Consider the following 19,375-nt stretch of genomic DNA (forward strand, 5'->3'; position numbering starts at 1 on the left):
GGAAAATTTATGACGACAAGATTCCACTTCGTGGAGTTTTACGCTGCCACTGCGGAAAACTATTAACGGGTGCTGCTAGTAGAGGGAAAATGGGAAAATATTATTATTACTATAAATGTAGTATCGCTAGTGCCCATAATAATATAAATTCTGAAAAAGCTCACAAACAATTATCTGGTGCTTTAGAATTAATGAGTCTTCCTGAAGAATTAATATCCAGTATAAAGGAGAAGAGTGAGGTTGAGATGGAGATAACTTTAAAAGAACATAAGACATTATTAAAACAGCACCAAATCGAATACGAGCAAGCAGGCGAAAAACTTATGTCAATCGAAGAAAAATGGATTACAAATAGGATTCAACATGATACATATGAAAGATGGCATAATGAGTTGACTACTAAAAAAGAATCTCTTAAAGAACAAATTGAAAAGCTAAGACATAATGGAGATAGGACATTTTCATTGTTACGAGATCAATTATTTTATCTTTCAGACCTAAATTATGTCTATACAGAAGCTACCACAATAGAAAAGCAAGAACTCATTAAAATGGTGTTCGACGATTATTTATACTATGAAAATGGTATCTATCGAACTCCGTATATTATGGAACCATTTGTTCGTAATGAATTGAAGATAAGAGAAATGGGTTATTTAGATTATACAAAAAAACGGGATAATTTTTCAATTATCCCGTCAAGTGGAGCTGGAGAGATTCGAACTCTCGTCCAGTCATGGTACTGTATACGCTTTCTACATGTTTAGCTTCTCTTTAATTGTCGAGCGAGGGAAGGTGAGTCGCTTACCTATACCGTACGCCGTAGTTGCTGTTTCTCACAAGTGCTTAGCAACATCACACTTGCCAGTTCTATTGTTCGATGCCCCGAATGTTAAACCAAAGAACAGGATCTAACGGGACAAATAGCTATGTTAAGTCTAACTTAAGCAGCTAAGGCGTAGTTTTCTTCGCCAGTTATAATTCTGAAAGTTCAGATTAAAGTGCTCTACTAACAACGCACTACATGCTTACATAACCGTCTCCATCCTGTCAATTCCGGTCAACCCCAATTATGTCTTACAAAGGTACTATTTTTTTGCTTAATCGGCAAGGTATGCGCGATTCTTGTTTAATACCCTGGTTCTGAATGGAAAACAATTGATGCTTTTATAAAATTGTTTAAGAATCGAACCTTATTTGATTGGCAGAGTGATCGCTTATTTTTTGCAGGGACTTTGATAGGCGAGGAAGTTCTGGATTGACTTATGTTTTCAATTAAAAAGCTGAATATTATATCCAGCTTTTTAATGATTTTATCAATCCAATTATTTGATCAACCCAGCTCTTTTCAATAAAGGTTCTACCGAAGGTTCTTGTCCGCGGAACCGTTTGTAAAGAACCATTGGATGTTCTGTGCCGCCTTTTGAAAGTATATTATCCTTAAATTTGGTTGCGATTTCCTTATTGAAAATACCGTTTTGTTTAAAGTAGTCAAATGCATCTGCATCCAGTACTTCCGCCCATTTATAGCTGTAATAGCCCGAAGAATAACCACCATTGAAAATATGGGAGAATGCTGTACTCATGGCATTTTCCTTGACATCGGGATAGAGTTTTGTTGAGGCAAACTGTTCGTCTTCGAATGCTTTCAGATCCGAGATAGAAGTTGGATCCTGTCCATGCCAGCCCATATCCAATAGCCCAAAGCTCAGTTGGCGCATAGTCGCCATCCCCTCAAGAAAGGAAGCGCTTTCGCGGATCTTTTCGACTAGTTCCATCGGGATCACTTCGCCAGTTTCATAGTGTTTGGCAAATAGCTCAAGGGCTTCTTTTTCATAGCACCAGTTTTCCATCACCTGACTCGGTAACTCGACAAAATCCCAATACACAGATGTTCCAGATAGTGTAGGGTAAGTGCTGTCAGCGAGCATACCATGTAGGGCGTGTCCAAATTCGTGAAATAATGTTGTCACTTCCTGAAAGGTCAACAACGAAGGTTTTGAAGCTGTAGGACGCGTAAAATTGCAAACAATAGAGACATGAGGACGTTCTTGTTTACCATCTTGAATGTACTGTGGTTTGAAAGAGGTCATCCATGCCCCATTTCTCTTGCCCTTACGCGGGAAGAAATCGGCATAGAAGATAGCTACTAATTCACCATTGTCTTTACTGACTTCAAATGTTTGTACTTCTTCGTGGTAGGTATCTATTGTATCGACTTCTTTAAAGTTGATGCCAAACAAACGATGAGCCACTTCAAATGCACCATGTAATACATTTTCGAGTTTGAAATAGGGTTTGAGCTTTTCATCGTCTAAATTAAAGCGTTCCTGTTTCAGCTTTTCGGCATAATAAGCACCATCCCATTTTTCCAATTGGTCTATGCCATCCAAGTTTTTTGCAAATTGGGATAATTCTGCAAATTCTTTCACTGCTGCTGGTTTCGCTTTTCCAAGTAGGTCGTTTAGGAATTCGGTGACTTTGCTTGGATTTTGTGCCATACGTTCGGCAAGGACAAAGTCTGCATGGGTGGCGTAGCCTAATAATTTAGCCCGTTCGAAGCGAAGTTTTACAATTTTAAGGACATTTTCCACGTTGTTGTGCTCGTTGTCCTGAAAAGCTTTGCGGCCTGCGGCGAGGGTAATTTCTTTGCGAAGTTCTCGATTGTCGGCATAAGTGACAAAAGGAAGATAGCTCGGGAAATCCAGGGTAAAAAGCCAGCCTTCTTTTTCGTTGGCTTTAGCCAAAGCATGGGCAGCTTCTACAGCACCCTCCGGAAGTCCAGCAAGATCTTTTTCGTCTGTTACCAACAGCTGATAGGCATTGGTTTCGGCCAGGACATTCTCCCCGAATTTCAATTTTAAAAGTGATAGCTCGGCATCTATTTCGCGGAGTTTTTCTTTCTGTTCATCATTTAAAAGTGCGCCGTTGCGTACAAAATCCTTATAGGATTTTTCTAATAAGGTGGTTTGCTCTGCCGTCAATGTCAGTTGGTCCTTCTGATCGTATACAGCCTTAACCCTTTTGAAAAGATCGAAATTTAAGGTGATATCATTGCCTAAAGCAGATAGTTTTGGGGCAACATCCTGTGCGATCTTTTCGAGATCAGCATTGGTTTCAGCGGAATGGAGATTGAAAAAGATATTGGACAAACGATCTAGTGTCTGTCCAGAGTAGGACATAGCAGCGATTGTATTGTCGAAAGTTGCCGTTTCGGGATTGTTGACGATAGCATCGACTTCATCTTTTGTCTTCTGAATAGCTTCATCAAATGCGGGAATATAATCTTCGTTTTTTATCTGTGAAAACGGAGCCGTGTCGTGCTGCGTTTTAAATTTCTCTGTTAAAATACTCATAGGAGTAAATGTAATAAATATTTGGCTGAAGCGCCAAAATCATTGTGAATAATGTGCTATGGATGATATTTTCCAAAAAATGGGTATCTTCGAAGCATGAAATTGAAATCTATTTATCTCCGGATGTTAGCGATCGGACTAGTTCTGATCATGACCATGGAGCTACATGCGCAGCAGTACTGTGATTCCCTGAAAAAGGAGATCCCAGCGTTCTGTAAGCTTCTGGATGACGATTCAAGGGTGGAGTTCCCAAAAGATTATGCTAAAATCGCTGCTTGTATGGAGATTGATTCCGTCACGGAGATGCTGCTGGGCTATGATATGGTCAAGATGAAAGCCTTACAATTGCAAAAGGTAAAAAGTAGGCTTTTCACTTACGGTGACTGGATGGATATGGTGGTGGAACTGAAAACGAGCAAGGAATACCGCAATGCCGTGCAGATGATGGAGTTGGTTCAGAACAAGATCAATCGTGCGGACTGGGATCAATTGTTGAAGTTGATGAAAGAGAGTATGTTACCTAGTCATCTCGAGGCTCTTGAGCTGGACAGGGTAGAGAAAATGCTTTTTGACCCGAAGAATAAGGGTAAGAAATTCATCGACGTGATGGAGCATATCAAATAAAAAGGACGTATTTGAATATACCGTTGTGGAACATAAAGGGAGATTGATACAACTGGAATTGATAAAAAAATGGGCTATCCAATTTTCTTGGATAGCCCATTCAGTATACTGTGTATTGATTATGCTAATTTGCCTAATGCTTCTTTGATTCTTTTTAAAGCTTCGATCAAACTTTCATCTGAAGCTGCATAGGACAAACGGATGTAGTTGTCGTTACCAAATGAATCTCCACCTACAGTGGCTACGTGACCAACATTCAATAAGTACAAAGCCAAATCAGATGAGTTTTTAATGACATTACCATCTTGGTCTTTTTTACCAAAGAACGAAGAGATTTCTGGGAAGAAATAGAATGCACCTTCCGGAAGATTTGTTCTTACGCCAGGGATTTCAGTCAATAGATCGTATACCAATTGGCGACGACGAGCGAAAGCTTCTTTCATTTTGTTGACAGATTCTAATCCTTGTTCATAAGCGACGATACCCGCACGTTGAGAAATTGAACAGGTACCTGAGGTAGTCTGTCCTTGTAACTTATCATTTGCGGCAGCAATGGTTTTGTTTGCAGCGATATAACCTAAACGCCATCCCGTCATTGCAAATGCTTTTGAAAAACCATTGATGATGATCACTCTATCTTTGATGCTTTCAAACTGGGCGATGGATTCGTGTTTATCGACAAAATTGATATGTTCATAGATTTCATCAGATAGAATAAATACCTGCGGATGTTTTTCGAAAACTTCGGCTAATGCAGCCAATTCATCTTTGCTGTAAACTGTTCCTGTTGGGTTGTTTGGCGATGAGAACATAAACAATTTGGTTCTTGGTGTAATTGCCGCCTCCAATTGTGCTGGTGTTATCTTAAAGTTATTGTCGATTTCAGTATTGATAAATACCGATTTACCTTCTGCTAAAACGACCATTTCGGAGTATGATACCCAATAAGGTGTTGGGATAATTACCTCATCACCAGGGTTGATCAAAGTCAAAATCACATTAGACAGGGATTGTTTTGCACCTGTAGAAACAACAATTTGAGAAATATCATAATCTAAATTGTTTTCTGTCTTCAACTTGTTTACAATTGCCTGGCGCAATTCAGGATATCCTGGCACAGGCGAATAACGCGTCCAGTTTTCATCTAGGGCTTTCTTCGCTGCATCTTTTACATGCTCAGGCGTGTTGAAATCAGGTTCACCTACGCTAAGGCTAATTACATTAACGCCTTTTGCTGCTAATTCGCGGCCCAACTTGGTCATTTTAAGTGTAGCCGATTCGGACAAATTATTTATCCTGTCTGATAAGTATGATGGTGTGCTCATGGTAAGACAAAGATATTATATACGTTGCAAATAATCGTCTTTATTTTTGATAATTTACAAGAAAAATAGGTCTTTTATTGGGCTTTTTTAATAAAAGGGCTGTCGGAGCGATTTAGCGCAGTTATTTACTTGTTTCTTGACTTCATCTGTTTAAAACTAATCGATATGATCTGCCTTTATATATTTACCTTTGTTCTCACAAAATGTTAGCAGGGCATCAATTTCATGGTTTGCTTACATAAGTTTTTTATAAAGATTACAAGCATCATGTCAAGACAAAGAAGATTGATCTTATTATCGCTTTTCACCGGGATAGGTTTGATGGTCGTAAAGTTTTTTGCCTACTTCTTAACGGATTCCAGCGCAATCTTTACAGATGCGGCAGAAAGCATCGTCAATGTGATCGCTTCAGGTTTTGCATTTTATAGTATTTATCTCTCGGCGCAGCCCAAGGATGAGAATCATCCCTACGGGCACGGCAAAGTGGAGTTCTTTTCGGTATTTCTGGAAGGTGGACTTATTTTTATCGCAGGTGCAATAATCCTCGCCAAGGCTTGTTACAATCTATTCTTTCCCGCTGAATTGACACATCTTGAACAAGGAATTTATCTGATAGGTATTACGTCTGTGATCAATTTTGCTGTCGGATTCTATATTATGAAGCGTGGCCGTGCGCTAGGATCCATTACTTTGGTGGCAGATGGAAAACATCTACAGGTAGATGCCTATAGTACGGTCGGATTGATACTGGGGTTACTATTGATGAGACTGACAGGTTTCCAATGGATCGATGTGGTCATTTCCATGGTACTGGGGCTTTTTATCCTCTTCAATGGTTATAAGCTACTTCGCCAATCGATCGGTGGATTGATGGATGAATCGGATATAGCGCTCGTACAGGATGTAGTCGAAATTTTGGAACGTAATCGAAAGAATGAATGGATAGATGTCCATAATCTTCGTGTACAACGTTACGGAAATGAACTCCATGTGGATTGCCATCTTACACTTCCTAGTTATCTTGATCTCATTCAGGTACACGATGAAATCTCTGCTGTTGATAAAATTGTCAATAAAGAGATGTCGGTGCGGACTGAATTTTTCGTTCATGCCGATCCCTGTCTCCCGCAATGCTGCCAATATTGTCAGGTCGGCAATTGCCCAATTCGTTCGGAGCAATTTCGAGGACGAATTTCTTGGGACACAGACAATGTTACACGAAATCAGAAACATTTTTTATATGCTATTGCTGAATAACGGATGCAGTTTCTACCGTTCGTAATAGGAATAGCGCATAGTCTGATCCCCTCGCATATAGTAAACTAAAAAAAGCTAGTTTATATAAATATATATAAAAAAAGGTATCTTTGCCTTTTAGCAAAAGAGTTTAAAAATCCTATATGAAGCACATTCGTAATTTCTGTATTATTGCGCATATTGACCATGGCAAAAGTACTTTGGCGGACCGCCTTTTAGAGTATACCAATACCATCAGTCAGCGTGAGGCACAGGCACAATTACTTGATAATATGGATTTGGAACGTGAACGTGGTATTACGATCAAGAGTCACGCCATCCAAATGAATTATAAAAGAGATGGTCAGGAATATATCCTGAACCTGATTGATACCCCGGGACACGTGGATTTTTCTTATGAGGTGTCGCGTTCGATTGCTGCCTGCGAGGGCGCTTTATTGATCGTGGATGCATCTCAAGGTATTCAGGCGCAAACGATTTCAAATTTATATCTGGCGTTGGAACATGATTTGGAAATCATCCCAATTCTCAACAAAATGGACCTTCCTGGTGCTATGCCGGAAGAAGTCAAAGATCAGATTGTGGATTTGATCGGTGGTGACCGCGATGCGATTATTCCTGCATCTGGTAAAACAGGTCTTGGTGTTCCAGATATTTTGGAAGCTATTGTGGACCGTATTCCTCATCCAGTGGGTGATCCTGATGGACCTTTGCAAGCCTTGATTTTCGACTCTGTTTTCAACTCGTTCCGTGGTATCATGGCTTACTTTAAAGTTGAGAATGGTGAAATCCGCAAGGGCGACCGTGTGAAATTTGTTGCTACTGGGAAAGAATATTTTGCCGATGAAATTGGTACACTGAAGTTGAATCAAGTCCCCAAAGAAGTCATTAAGACCGGTGATGTAGGTTATATTATCTCTGGTATCAAGGAGGCACGTGAAGTGAAAGTAGGGGATACCATTACCCATAAAGATCGTCCTTGTTCTGAGGCTATCCAAGGATTTGAAGAGGTGAAGCCGATGGTCTTTGCGGGTATTTATCCCGTCGATACCGAAGATTACGAGGAGTTGCGTGAATCGATGCACCGTTTGCAGCTGAACGATGCTTCTTTGGTGTTTGAACCAGAGTCGTCAGCAGCCTTGGGTTTCGGCTTCCGTTGTGGTTTCTTGGGTATGCTTCACATGGAGATCATTCAGGAACGTCTGGAGCGTGAGTTTGATATGACCGTTATCACGACAGTTCCCAACGTATCGTATAAAGCTTATATGACCAAGGATCAAGAGGAAGTGATTGTACATAATCCATCTGATCTGCCTGATCCAAGTAAATTGGATTCAATTGAAGAACCCTATATCAAAGCTAATATTATTACGAAATCGGATTTCGTAGGACCAATCATGTCACTTTGTATCCAGAAACGTGGTACGATTATGAACCAGCATTATTTGACTTCAGATCGTGTTGAATTGGTTTTTGAGATGCCAATGGGAGAAATTGTATTTGACTTTTATGATAAGTTGAAAACAATATCGAAGGGTTATGCTTCATTCGACTACCACCAGATCGGTTACCGTAAGTCAGATCTGGTAAAATTAGATATCCGATTGAACGATGAACCTGTAGATGCCCTGTCGTCGTTAATTCACAGAAGTAACGCCTATGATTTTGGTAAAAAGATCTGTGAAAAACTGAAAGAACTGTTGCCACGTCAACAATTTGAAATTCGTATCCAAGCGTCAATCGGCGCAAAAATTATCGCACGGGAGACGATCTCCGCTTTACGTAAAGATGTTACGGCAAAATGTTATGGTGGTGACATTTCCCGGAAGCGTAAGCTTTTGGAGAAGCAAAAGAAAGGTAAGAAACGCATGCGTCAGGTTGGGAACGTAGAGATTCCGCAATCTGCATTTATGGCGGTATTGAAATTAGATTAATCAAAATAACACTATAATAAAGGAGCTCTTGGGCTCCTTTTAAATACAATAAAATCTCCTAAACATGAATCTATTAGATGGTAAACTAGTTTCCGAAAAAATTAAAGAACAAATTGCGTTAGATGCGGCTGAATTTACGACACAGACTGGCCGAAAACCTCATTTGGTTGCTATCCTTGTGGGTAATGATGGTGGTAGCGAAACCTATGTGGCTAGTAAAATGCGCAACTGTCAGTTGGTCGGATTTGAATCAACAAACATTCGTTATGATGAAAACATTACAGAGGATGAATTGATCGCTAAGGTCAAAGAAATCAATCAGGATGAGTCTATTGACGGTTTGATTGTTCAGCTGCCTTTACCAAAACATATTGATCCGGATAAAGTTACCGAAGCAATTGATTACCGCAAAGATGTGGATGGTTTCCACCCCATCAACCTCGGGCGCATGCAGCGTAATCTTCCTTGTTTTATTCCAGCTACGCCATATGGTATTATGTTGATGTTGGAGTATTATAAGATCGATACCGCAGGAAAGCACGCTGTAGTGGTTGGAAGAAGCAATATCGTGGGATCCCCGATGAGTATCTTACTGGCTCGTAATGCTAATCCAGGTAATTGTACAGTGACATTGACACATAGCCGCACAAAAGATCTTAAAGCGGAAGTTTTGCGCGGAGACATCGTTGTTGCAGCAATTGGTAAGAAAAATTTTGTTACGGCCGACATGGTTAAAGATGGTGCAGTAGTGATCGATGTGGGTATTAATAGAGAAACTTCTACAGCAACGAAATCCGGTTTTAAGTTATATGGGGATGTTGATTTTGAAAATGTTGCTCCTAAAGCATCGTGGATTACACCTGTACCTGGTGGAGTTGGGCTAATGACTATCGTGGGTTTACTGAAAAATACATTAGAAGCCGCGAAAGGAACAATCTATCCAAAGCAATAATTTTTCTATTTGGCATAGAAGTTGTAAATTCATATATATGTGCTCTGATGAGCATTTGAAAAACTACACTTATCAATCAATACATAATGAAAAAAATTGCACTTTTAGCAGTCGTGGCAGGAACATTGGTAATGTCTTCTTGCAACAATTCGGAGAAAAGAGATACTGTAGCTAACGATTCAGCTCAGACAGTTGGCGAGCACGTCGATGCAGCAATAGCAGATTTAAAAAATGCGGAGGAAAATGCTCGTTTAAAAGCCGAGCAGGCAAAAAAGGATTTGGATGAAGCTATCGCGAAAGGCGATAAAGCAGCTGAAGAAAAAGCTCGTGCAGCTTCGGAAGAGGCAAATACGGCATGGGAAAAAACTAAAACAGCCTTACGTAATGCTGGAGAGGATGTAAAAGAAGGATTAAAAGACGCGAAAGATGCAACAGTAGATGCAACGAACACAGCTGTTGATAAAACAAAAGATGCTGCAAAAGATGTCGCTCAAGGAACGAAGAACGTTGCAAATGATGTCGCGACCGGTACGAAAGATGCTGCTAACGATGTAAAAGATGCTTCCAAAAAAGTTGGCGACGATATTAGCCGAAAAGCCAAGAATGTAGGTGAAGCATTGAAGAACTAAATATTATATTGAACCTTATTGATATAATAAAGGGACACATTATACGGTGTCCCTTTATCATATAGTCTCATTTTATAGTATAGACTTGATTTTTATTGATAATAGTCCCATAGCAATTTGGAAAGTTTCCGAGTGAGGACTTCAGCTTCATTGGTGTTTCCCCAGCTTTTATCAGCATTATTCTTGGTGAATATACTGAAAACATAATCTCCCTTCGGTGCATTGACTAGAATAACTTCATTACGCACATCATCTAGAGATCCTGTTTTCGATGCGGTTTTCACAGTTGCTGGAATTTGTGAGAGACCTCGCCCATCATAGAACATATTTCCCATAAGGCGATACATCTGATCGGAAGATTTTGCAGACACAACTTTTCCTTCTCGGATCAATGTAACCAAATCAGCCATCTCTTTGGGGGTGGTCTGTCCCCAACCATATCTTTCCCAATCCGATTTTCGTCCCTCAGTCTGTGAGTTTTTTACGAGGGTGTGGACTAGTCGAAGGTCGGTCATTAATTTATTGATTGCGCCTCCCCCCCCTGCGAGTTTCTGATTCCAAATACTGGTTACATTATCGCTATATGACAGCATTAGACCAATTAAGGTTTTCAGGTCCACTTCTGTACTGTCCTGAAAAAATTGCATGAGTCCAGAGCCACCATATTTTTGATTACTACGGTATATCAATTGCTGATCAAGCTGTAACTCACCCCTTTCAATTTTATCAAATATGCCAACTAGAATAGGTATTTTGACAATACTGGCAGTAGGAAAAATGCTGTCAGCCTGAATATTGACCTCTTTATTTTTTTTGAGATGATGTACATAAATGCCAACATCGCCCCGAAAACCTTGAATCAGCTGTTTTATTTTCGATTCGAGTTTTTTATCGGTAGAGGGCCTTTGCCCAAACGACAATAGCGATAAAAAAACTAACGTGAATGATAGGAATATTTTGCGCATTGCGAACGTATAATACATGTTAAATGATGGATAATAGTTACTTTTATAATTTACTGGGCTTAAGTTATGAAATATCCATGATTCTTATGTATAAACACATATGAAAATAAACGGGATATTTTAACAGGGATATTGAAAAACTGATGAGTATATTATGAATTTATTTATGATTTTGATCGGCTGTAAACCGAAAAGTAGACGAACAGAGCAGCATGATATTTTCTTTGGAATCGGTGATGAGCTTAAAGATTTTGTCGATCCCATTAGAGATTTTTGGCCAGAGGCTGATGGTAAAATTCACATTGATGCTTACCGTATTGTCCGTAAGGTCGGAGAGTATGAAATCAACATAGTTGAGAGGAGCGATGAACAAACTAATGATTCCGAATTGAAGTTGTTTTTTGTCAATTTGGGTGGCTACAAACCGAATGAATTTGACGAGTTCCACTACAAAGAACTTATTGTGGCTTCCAGTTTGGCTAAGGCGACTGAAAAGGCGAAGCGTACTGCTTTTTGGAAGCACCACAGTTCGGCACATATCGATGATAAGTATGGCTTGGATGTGGATGATATATATGAGATAGAAGATTTGCTATTACCTCGTGATAAAGAGCAGTATAGTATTCAAATTAGACCAAATGTCCATCAGGGAGAGGATATTATATCTAACGGATATTTTAAACTAAGCGCGTTGTCATTTAGATAAGTTCGTGATCTTTTTAAATAAAATAGGCTTCTTTATAAGAAGCCTATTTTGTTTAAAACATATTTTGTTAGTTCTGATGTTGTTTTCTAATGACACTATGCTTTTTACCATATACAAAGTAGATCAGCAATCCAATAGCAAGCCAGATCGCTAAACGTTCCCAACTTTCTATTGGTAACGAAGCCATCATTAAAATACAAACTAAGATGCCCATGACAGGAACAAAAGGTACTAATGGTGTTTTAAATGGTCGCTCCAAATTAGGATCAGTTTTGCGGAGCACTAAAATACCTACGCAAACCAATGTGAAGGCAAACAGTGTACCAATACTTACCATATGTCCAAGGTCTGAAACCGGAACGAAACCTGCGAATATACTCACGAATACCATAAAAATAGCGTTGGTTTTCCAAGGTGTCTGTCTTTTGGATAGATCTGAAAATATCTTTGGCAGTAAACCATCTTTACTCATTGAATAGAATACACGGCTCTGGCCAAGTAACATCACGAGAATAACTGAAGTGTAACCCGCAATAATCGTAATAATCAATGCAGTGTTTAGAAAATGATATCCTGTTTTCGCAAAAGCGGTGGCAACAGGTTTTGCGTCGCCTTTAAACATGGCATAGTTTTCAATACCAGTCATCACGTAGGAGAATAAGACATACAGAAGTGTGCAGATTATTAAAGAGCCGATGATGCCTATTGGCATACCTTTTTTAGGATTCTTTGCTTCTTGAGCAGCGGTGCTTACCGCATCAAAGCCGATAAATGCAAAAAATACAACACCTGCTGCACGCAATACTCCACTAATACCAAAGTGACCAAAATCATCACTCTTTAAAAATGACCAAAAGCTTTGTTGTCCACTTTTCACAAGCTCTTCACCTGCATTTACAGGAATAAATGGATCGTGGTTTGCAGGATTGATGAAGCTCCATCCCAAGGCGATAAAAATCAATACGACGCCGACTTTTAGAATCACCAATATATTGTTTACACGGGATGATTCCTGGGTGCCGCGCATCAATAGGAGAGAGAGTAAACAGACAATAACGATGGCGGGCAAATTGACAACTCCGCCTTCCCAAGGACCTTTGAGCAGGGTGTCTGGGAGTTGAATATGAAATATCATTAGAAGCTGATTGAAATACTGGGACCAGCTGACGGCTACTGTAGCTCCCGCCAATGCATATTCAAGCACAAGATCCCATCCGATAATCCAAGCAACAAATTCTCCCATTGTAGCGTACGAATATGTATATGCACTCCCCGCCACAGGAATCATAGAAGCAAATTCCGCGTAACAAAGACCTGCGAAGCCACAGCCTACTGCAGCGATGATGAAAGATAGGATAACAGCTGGACCGGCATTTTCAGCGGCAGCAATTCCTGTTAAAGAGAAAAGGCCTGCTCCGATGATGGCCCCAACTCCGAGAGCGATTAGGCCCGAGCTCGACAGGGTCCTTTTTAGCGTGTGTTCACCATTTTCATTTGCCTCAGCAATCAGTTGAGGAATCGATTTTTTAAATAGCATAGGATTGATGATTTACGATTATTTAGCTTCTTAATTGTTTAATTAATGTCAAATATAAATGATATCAATGAAAAAAGGGAAGATTGCTCTTCCCTTTTGTAATAAATCTTAATCAAATGCTTGTTTGGGTACTAATACGCCGCTGTAAAGCGTCTATTGAGGAATTGTTTGTTCGCAATTTCGTCTACTATTGCGACAGCAAGATCCTCAACTGATAATTTGGAACGGCCTTCGTTATCAAACACTGGATTATCTAGCCCAGTGCGATACGAACCAGTGCGTACTCCGCCTGCATGAGAATTCATTTCTATCGCTGGACTGAACATGGTCCAGGTAAGTTCAGTTTCTTTCTTTATGATATCCAAATAGTCGGCCGCAGCTAAGGCTCCCGGTTTAATTTCTTTTGGAAAATCAGGTGAATCGACCAATCGATTTCCATCAATCAACAAACTCCCTGCACCTCCGATTACAATAAAGCGTTTGACATCGGCATCTTTGACAGCTTGTTGGATTGCCAATGCACCTTTCGTAAAATCCTCATAAAGATTAGGGTTTGTCCATCCGGCATTGAAAGCCGAAATGACAACATCGACATCTTTTAGCGCTGAAACCAATTGATGATTATCATTAATGTCTACTTGTAGTTTGTTTACTCTTTCACTCGATGGAGTGTTTTCCTGGTGGCGTGCTATAGCAACGACGTCGTAGTTACGGTTCGCCAATTCTTTTACAAGATGTGATCCTACATATCCTGTTGATCCAATTACTGCTACTTTCATGTCTTTTTATTTAAATGTTTTACTAAAATCAGCTAGGTATAACTTTCGCAAACGCTGTACAATATCAGTGTCGACTTCCTGATAAAGATCATGCAATCTGGAATTGATATTTTTACCAACAATACAGTCTGGGTTTGGGCTGTTAAACTTTCCTCCAAATTCTGCTTGTTTGGTGCTCAGATAAATATCTGCCAAATCAATCGCTGAATTATTCGGATTGATTCGAATACCGCCGCCTTTACCTTCTTTACTAATGAGTAAAGATGCTGTTTTGAGAGAGGCAATTTCTTTGCGAACCACACTGGCATTTATCTGGATACTCGAAGCAATGTACTCAGAAGAAAGCCATTGATTTGACTCTTCAAGCTGCGCGAGAACCATAATGTGTAATGCCGTTGCAAATCTCAAGTTGTGTAACATCCTCTGCTGATTTTTTTAATTACAACACAAAGTAACAGAAAAGGTTTTGAACTGTTTTAAAAAATATTACAGTTTAAAACTTTCTGACAATCACGTGATAAAAGTTTTTCTTAATTTTTCTCGTTAAATTTTTTATAGCTATCCATAATATACACCTTCAAAGATTCTTGGCTACTATTTTGGACGAATTTATAAGAAGGTCTAAATCGTTCCTTAAACAAAGCGAGGTCCGATCCACTGAGTGGAGTCAATTCTCTAATCAGATTCTCTGTAAATTTTCTGTCAATTGCTCTCTTCTCGAGTTCAGCTACCAGTAGTTTATAATTTGAACGCGCTTGTTTTCCCTCTTTACTAAATATTCGACTTGGAGAAATCCGTATGCCCCCGCGGTTCTGAGATGCGTCCGAATATTTTCCTGCCGTCTTTTCTCGTTGTATTTCAGTAGCAAGTCTACTATCGGTCATCCGTTCGACAACAACTTCATTCAGCTGAATTACATTATTCATTCTGTTCAAATAGATTCTCCGCAGGCTATTATCGTAAATAAAGACTGTGTCTTGTTCATAACCTACAGCTTTAATTAAAAGCAGGTCGTTAATCGCGGCATCAATAGCAAATGAGCCATCTCTATTAGTCTGTACTTCAGCCTTTGTTCTTAGATTTTGAATTTGTGCAGCTTCGATTTTCTCACCGCTGACAAGTTCCATAATAATTCCCTTTGTCTTTTCCTGTGCAATGAGATGTCCACTCATTAGCATAAGAAGTGAGCAGCTTAGAATCGCTTGTAATATTTTCATTTGAATAAGTATAGTTATGTATTTTCAATCTCTCTATATATACAGTGTATTTACTGTTTTGTTTATTACCCTATTATCATGATCGTTTTATCATGATCGATCTTTAGCTAAATGATCGTTCTTCAAAAGTAAAGAATACGATTTGAAATTGGCTAATTTGCTTTCCATGAGTTATTGTCAGGATTCTTATCCGGCATCACCATGTCTGGATCTATTTGTACGGATTGTAGTGATTCTGCGGTTGGTATTTTAAACTGCCATACAGTGTTCCTTTCCCATATTTCCACTGGCAGTTTTTTGCGAATCTTTTTTCCGGATACGGTTGTTGCTTCCACAGTCACGGGCATCGGCAATTTTTCCAAGTTCTCAATGGTAATAAGAGCACCAAATTTGGGATTGTTGTTGACATAGGAAACAGACTTTATACTTTGGTCCATTTGCCAATTATTGACAAACCAGCCGCGCCAGAACCAATTTAGATTTTCTCCAGTACCATTTTCAATGGCTTTGAAGAAATCCTCAGGAGTCGGGTGTTTGTATGCCCAATCTTGGATGTACTTTTTGAAGGCATAATCGAATCGCTCAGAGCCGATAATTTCGTCACGCAATAATTTAAGTCCATATGCCGGTTTGTAATAGACAAGAGCCCCAATATTACGTTCTTTCATATTTTGAGGCGTACTCATGATTGGTTCTAGATTACGGGCAGTAAAGATGTAAGATCTGCTTGCCTGACTGCGGTAATATTCGCCATTGTTAAATTCCTTCGTCGCAAGTTCATTTATAAATGTATTAAACCCTTCGTCCATCCATCCGTGCTCACGTTCATTGGATGCAACAATCATAGGAAACCAATTATGACCAAATTCGTGGTTAGTTACTCCCCATAGTGATCCCGCTTTGGCCTGATAGCCACAAAATGACAGGGCTGGATACTCCATACCACCAACATTGGAAGCGACATTGACAGCTACCGGATAGGGGTATTCAAACCAGCTTTTTGAATAGATTTCAATGGCCGCTTTCGTGTATTCTGTCGAGCGTTCCCAGGCATTGTTACTGTTACTTTCAATTGGATAGGCTGACAAAGCGAGGGATTTTTTTCCACTAGGCAGATTTATCTTCGCACCATCTAATATAAATGCTGTAGAGGACGCCCAGGCAATGTCTTGCGCATTATTAAGTTGATACTTCCATGTTAAGGTTTTTTTGTCGGGTCTGGAGTTTTTGGCGCTAACTTCTTCTGCAGAGCGGATGATGACGGTCTCGTCGCTGCGCTGTGCCTGTTGGTATCGCTTGAGTTGCTCAGCTGTAAATACTTCCTGTGGGTTTAACAATTCGCCACCCAATACAACTATGTGGTTTGCCGGGGTAGTGATCTCAACCTGGTAGTTTCCGAATTCACGATAGAACTCCCCTGGTCCTGTATAAGGAAGAGTGTTCCAACCTCTAATGTCGTCATAGACACAGAGTCTTGGGAACCATTGCGCAATGGCATAGATTTTTCCGTTTTTTGTGTCAAGTATACCTGTACGGTCCGCACCGTATTTAGGAACGGTGTATTGGTATTTAATCTTAAAAGTTATTTTTCCGCCTTTACTTTTTAACGAAGCAGGAAGTCGAAGTTGCATGCGAGTATCATCAATGATATGTTCGATCGTATTTCCGTTAACATCCGTAACAGATTGTATCTGATATCCGCCGTCAAAAGTCGAGTTGCCATCACCGTAACGGCTGTTGGTCAAGGGAGAGATCAATTGACCACGTCCATCTTGTGAAAACATATTTTGATCTAATTGCAACCAGAGATAATCCATATTGTCTGGGCTGTTGTTACTATAGGTAATCTCAACTGTTCCTGTAATTTGATCATTTTGATCGTTCAGTGAAGCCTTTATTTTGTAATCTGCTGCATTTTGCCAGTACGCCGGTCCCGGCTTTCCTGAAGCCGAGCGATAGTCATTGCCATTATTTTTAAAGAATAGGGGAGCAAAGGCTTCTGTATAGCTGTAGTTGGATGTTTTCTCCTGTGAAAAGGCAGGTAAAGCATGGCTCAATGCCAAAAGGCTTAATGAAGCCAGTGCAATTCTTTTCATCATACTTTTATTTAAATTATATTTATGTGCTCCAATATACAATGAAAAGTAGATTGAGCCAAAAAAACGCAATGTGCGTTTCAAATGTTAACGGATAAGAGGAGAACTCAAAGGCTTATTTTGGATAAGTGGAGGCTTTTCTAAGCCTCCGCCCATGAGAGTTGCCTTAAACTATTTTAAATTTCTTACGTACTCTGCTTCATTAAAACCGAGTAATATACCTTTGTTGTATTCAATAACAGGACGCTTAATCATACTTGTATTTTCTTGGAGTACTTTATTGGCGCTATCACTGTCGATTACTTGCTCTTGTGTTTCAGCAGATAGCTTTTTCCATGTAGTTCCCTTTTTATTCACTAAAGCCTGCCAGTCTACCAGTGTTTCCCATTCTTTTAATTTATCCCCACTGACGCCTTCTTTTTTGAAGTCATGAAATTGAAATGGAATATTGTTGTCTTCCAACCATGTAAGTGCTTTTTTTACTGTATTACAATTTTTGATACCGTATACGTGTAGCATAATAGTGACGATTTGGTGAATCCAAATTTAATCAATCCCGATAGAATTTTTAAAATAATATATATTTATGAATATTTGCAGAATGCCTTACGTGTAATTTAATGATAATTTTGGACAGCTTGTTGTCCATGCCAATAAAAAAAGGAGCAGCCGGAAAGTTCCAATTCAGTTGGACAGTCAGGGTTTTATGATTTGTCAAGATTCTATTTACTTTATGAGTGATAGTGTATTTAGTACACTATAAAAATTAGGAAGTAATAATAATTTTTAATAATTTAGTAGCTTCAAGTTTAATGAAAAATTAAAATAAATCAATAACAGAAATATGAGCCTAAAAGATTTTAAAGGTGTATTGACAGGTGATCAAGTACAAGAGTTGTTCGAGGTTGCGAAGAAACATAAGTTCGCTTTGCCTGCGGTAAATATTATCGGTACAAACTCTATCAATGCGGTTATGGAAACTGCAAAAGCAGTAAATTCGCCGGTAATTATTCAATTGTCAAATGGTGGTGCACAATTCTACGCTGGTAAAACTTTGAACAATGATAATTTACAAGCTTGTGTATTGGGAGCGGTGTCTGCAGCTCAGCATGTTCATTTATTAGCGGAGCATTATGGTGTAGCTGTTATTTTGCATACAGATCATGCCGCTAAGAAACTTTTACCTTGGATTGATGGCTTGTTGGATGCTGGTGAAAAATTCTATGCTCAACATGGTAAACCATTGTTCTCTTCGCATATGTTGGACCTTTCTGAAGAACCTATTGAGGAGAATATTGAAATTTCAGCAAAATACTTGGCTCGAATGAAACCACTAGGGATGACGGTAGAAATTGAGTTAGGCGTTACAGGTGGAGAAGAAGATGGTGTTGACAACTCAGACGTAGACAGTTCAAAATTGTATACTCAGCCAGAGGAAGTTGCGTATGCTTTTGAAGAGTTATCGAAAGTATCTGACAAATTTACAGTAGCTGCTGCATTTGGAAATGTTCACGGTGTTTACAAACCAGGTAATGTAAAGTTACAGCCAGTTATTCTGCATAACTCACAAGAGTATATTCGTGAAAAATATAATCTTAGTGCTGAAAAGCCAGTAAACTTTGTGTTCCATGGTGGCTCTGGTTCTTCGCCAGAAGAAATTGCAGAAGCGATTTCGTATGGTGCAATCAAGATGAATATTGATACAGATATGCAATGGGCGTTCTGGGACGGTGTTAGAGCATACGAAGCAAAAAATCACGACTATTTGCAAGGACAGATCGGTAATCCAGAAGGAACTGATTCTCCAAATAAAAAATATTACGATCCTCGTGTATGGTTGCGTAAAGGTGAGGAAGCATTTGTTGCCCGTTTGAAAGAAGCCTTCGCTGACTTGAATGCTGTAGATGTAAATAGTAAATTGTAATCCAAGAAAAGAATAGCATAGAAAAAACGCCCTCGGAGAGGGCGTTTTTTCTATGTCAAAATAGGTTAAATATA

General features: G+C 39.4%; 16 protein-coding genes and 1 other RNA gene. 7 read left to right on the plus strand and 10 right to left on the minus strand.

The window, feature by feature from the left end; all coding sequences use genetic code 11:
- Positions 1-700: 700 nt before the first annotated feature.
- Positions 701-1,068: a transfer-messenger RNA gene (gene ssrA, locus QE382_RS06275) on the minus strand.
- Between the two features lie 257 nt (positions 1,069-1,325).
- Complete coding sequence (locus QE382_RS06280; protein WP_307185139.1) at positions 1,326-3,356, minus strand: M3 family metallopeptidase; 2,031 nt, start codon at positions 3,354-3,356, stop codon at positions 1,326-1,328.
- Positions 3,357-3,452: 96 nt separating this feature from the next.
- Between QE382_RS06280 and QE382_RS06285 the strand changes: the two genes are divergently transcribed.
- Positions 3,453-3,980, plus strand: coding sequence for a hypothetical protein (locus QE382_RS06285; RefSeq protein WP_307185140.1), 528 nt, complete (start codon positions 3,453-3,455; stop codon positions 3,978-3,980).
- A 119-nt stretch (positions 3,981-4,099) separates the two neighbouring features.
- Here QE382_RS06285 and QE382_RS06290 read toward each other — a convergent pair whose 3' ends face one another.
- Positions 4,100-5,305 carry a pyridoxal phosphate-dependent aminotransferase gene (locus QE382_RS06290; protein ID WP_307185141.1) on the minus strand — a complete coding sequence of 402 codons (1,206 nt, stop codon included), beginning with the start codon at positions 5,303-5,305 and terminating at the stop codon, positions 4,100-4,102.
- Positions 5,306-5,572: 267 nt separating this feature from the next.
- On the opposite strand from QE382_RS06290, the gene QE382_RS06295 reads away from it, so the two are divergent.
- The 4 genes from QE382_RS06295 to QE382_RS06310 all read left to right on the plus strand — a co-directional run bounded on the left by QE382_RS06295 (position 5,573) and on the right by QE382_RS06310 (position 10,077).
- A complete protein-coding gene (locus QE382_RS06295; RefSeq protein WP_307185142.1) occupies positions 5,573-6,562 on the plus strand; it encodes a cation diffusion facilitator family transporter in 990 nt (329 codons plus the stop codon).
- Between the two features lie 143 nt (positions 6,563-6,705).
- Positions 6,706-8,496 carry a translation elongation factor 4 gene (lepA, locus tag QE382_RS06300; RefSeq protein ID WP_307185143.1) on the plus strand — a complete coding sequence of 597 codons (1,791 nt, stop codon included), beginning with the start codon at positions 6,706-6,708 and terminating at the stop codon, positions 8,494-8,496.
- 64 nt (positions 8,497-8,560) lie between these two features.
- Positions 8,561-9,448 (plus strand): bifunctional 5,10-methylenetetrahydrofolate dehydrogenase/5,10-methenyltetrahydrofolate cyclohydrolase, encoded by an 888-nt coding sequence (locus tag QE382_RS06305; RefSeq protein WP_307185144.1) that lies wholly within the window; start codon positions 8,561-8,563, stop codon positions 9,446-9,448.
- An 86-nt stretch (positions 9,449-9,534) separates the two neighbouring features.
- Positions 9,535-10,077, plus strand: a complete 543-nt coding sequence (locus QE382_RS06310) for a hypothetical protein (RefSeq protein WP_307185145.1) — start codon at positions 9,535-9,537, stop codon at positions 10,075-10,077.
- A 92-nt stretch (positions 10,078-10,169) separates the two neighbouring features.
- On the opposite strand, the gene QE382_RS06315 is transcribed toward QE382_RS06310, so the two are convergent.
- Positions 10,170-11,042 carry a serine hydrolase gene (locus QE382_RS06315; protein WP_307185146.1) on the minus strand — a complete coding sequence of 291 codons (873 nt, stop codon included), beginning with the start codon at positions 11,040-11,042 and terminating at the stop codon, positions 10,170-10,172.
- Between the two features lie 154 nt (positions 11,043-11,196).
- Here QE382_RS06315 and QE382_RS06320 point away from each other — a divergent pair, with 154 nt between their 5' ends.
- A complete protein-coding gene (locus QE382_RS06320; protein WP_307185147.1) occupies positions 11,197-11,748 on the plus strand; it encodes a DUF1543 domain-containing protein in 552 nt (183 codons plus the stop codon).
- A 67-nt stretch (positions 11,749-11,815) separates the two neighbouring features.
- On the opposite strand, the gene QE382_RS06325 is transcribed toward QE382_RS06320, so the two are convergent.
- The 6 genes from QE382_RS06325 to QE382_RS06350 all read right to left on the minus strand — a co-directional run bounded on the left by QE382_RS06325 (position 11,816) and on the right by QE382_RS06350 (position 17,896).
- Positions 11,816-13,285 carry an amino acid permease gene (locus QE382_RS06325; protein WP_307185148.1) on the minus strand — a complete coding sequence of 490 codons (1,470 nt, stop codon included), beginning with the start codon at positions 13,283-13,285 and terminating at the stop codon, positions 11,816-11,818.
- Positions 13,286-13,416: 131 nt separating this feature from the next.
- Positions 13,417-14,064, minus strand: a complete 648-nt coding sequence (locus QE382_RS06330; RefSeq protein ID WP_307185149.1) for an NAD(P)-dependent oxidoreductase — start codon at positions 14,062-14,064, stop codon at positions 13,417-13,419.
- A gap of 6 nt (positions 14,065-14,070) precedes the next feature.
- Positions 14,071-14,484 carry an Rrf2 family transcriptional regulator gene (locus QE382_RS06335; RefSeq protein ID WP_307185150.1) on the minus strand — a complete coding sequence of 138 codons (414 nt, stop codon included), beginning with the start codon at positions 14,482-14,484 and terminating at the stop codon, positions 14,071-14,073.
- Between the two features lie 110 nt (positions 14,485-14,594).
- Positions 14,595-15,281: a carboxypeptidase-like regulatory domain-containing protein gene (locus QE382_RS06340; RefSeq protein ID WP_307185151.1), complete on the minus strand. Its 687-nt coding sequence runs from the start codon at positions 15,279-15,281 to the stop codon at positions 14,595-14,597.
- A gap of 152 nt (positions 15,282-15,433) precedes the next feature.
- Positions 15,434-17,380 carry a M1 family metallopeptidase gene (locus tag QE382_RS06345; RefSeq protein WP_307185152.1) on the minus strand — a complete coding sequence of 649 codons (1,947 nt, stop codon included), beginning with the start codon at positions 17,378-17,380 and terminating at the stop codon, positions 15,434-15,436.
- A gap of 168 nt (positions 17,381-17,548) precedes the next feature.
- Positions 17,549-17,896, minus strand: a complete 348-nt coding sequence (locus QE382_RS06350) for an ArsC family reductase (protein WP_307185153.1) — start codon at positions 17,894-17,896, stop codon at positions 17,549-17,551.
- A gap of 325 nt (positions 17,897-18,221) precedes the next feature.
- On the opposite strand from QE382_RS06350, the gene fbaA reads away from it, so the two are divergent.
- Complete coding sequence (gene fbaA, locus QE382_RS06355) at positions 18,222-19,301, plus strand: class II fructose-bisphosphate aldolase (protein ID WP_307185154.1); 1,080 nt, start codon at positions 18,222-18,224, stop codon at positions 19,299-19,301.
- The last annotated feature ends 74 nt before the right edge of the window (positions 19,302-19,375 follow it).

Source organism: Sphingobacterium zeae (genome assembly GCF_030818895.1).
In the GTDB taxonomy this organism is placed as follows: Bacteria; Bacteroidota; Bacteroidia; order Sphingobacteriales; family Sphingobacteriaceae; genus Sphingobacterium; species Sphingobacterium zeae.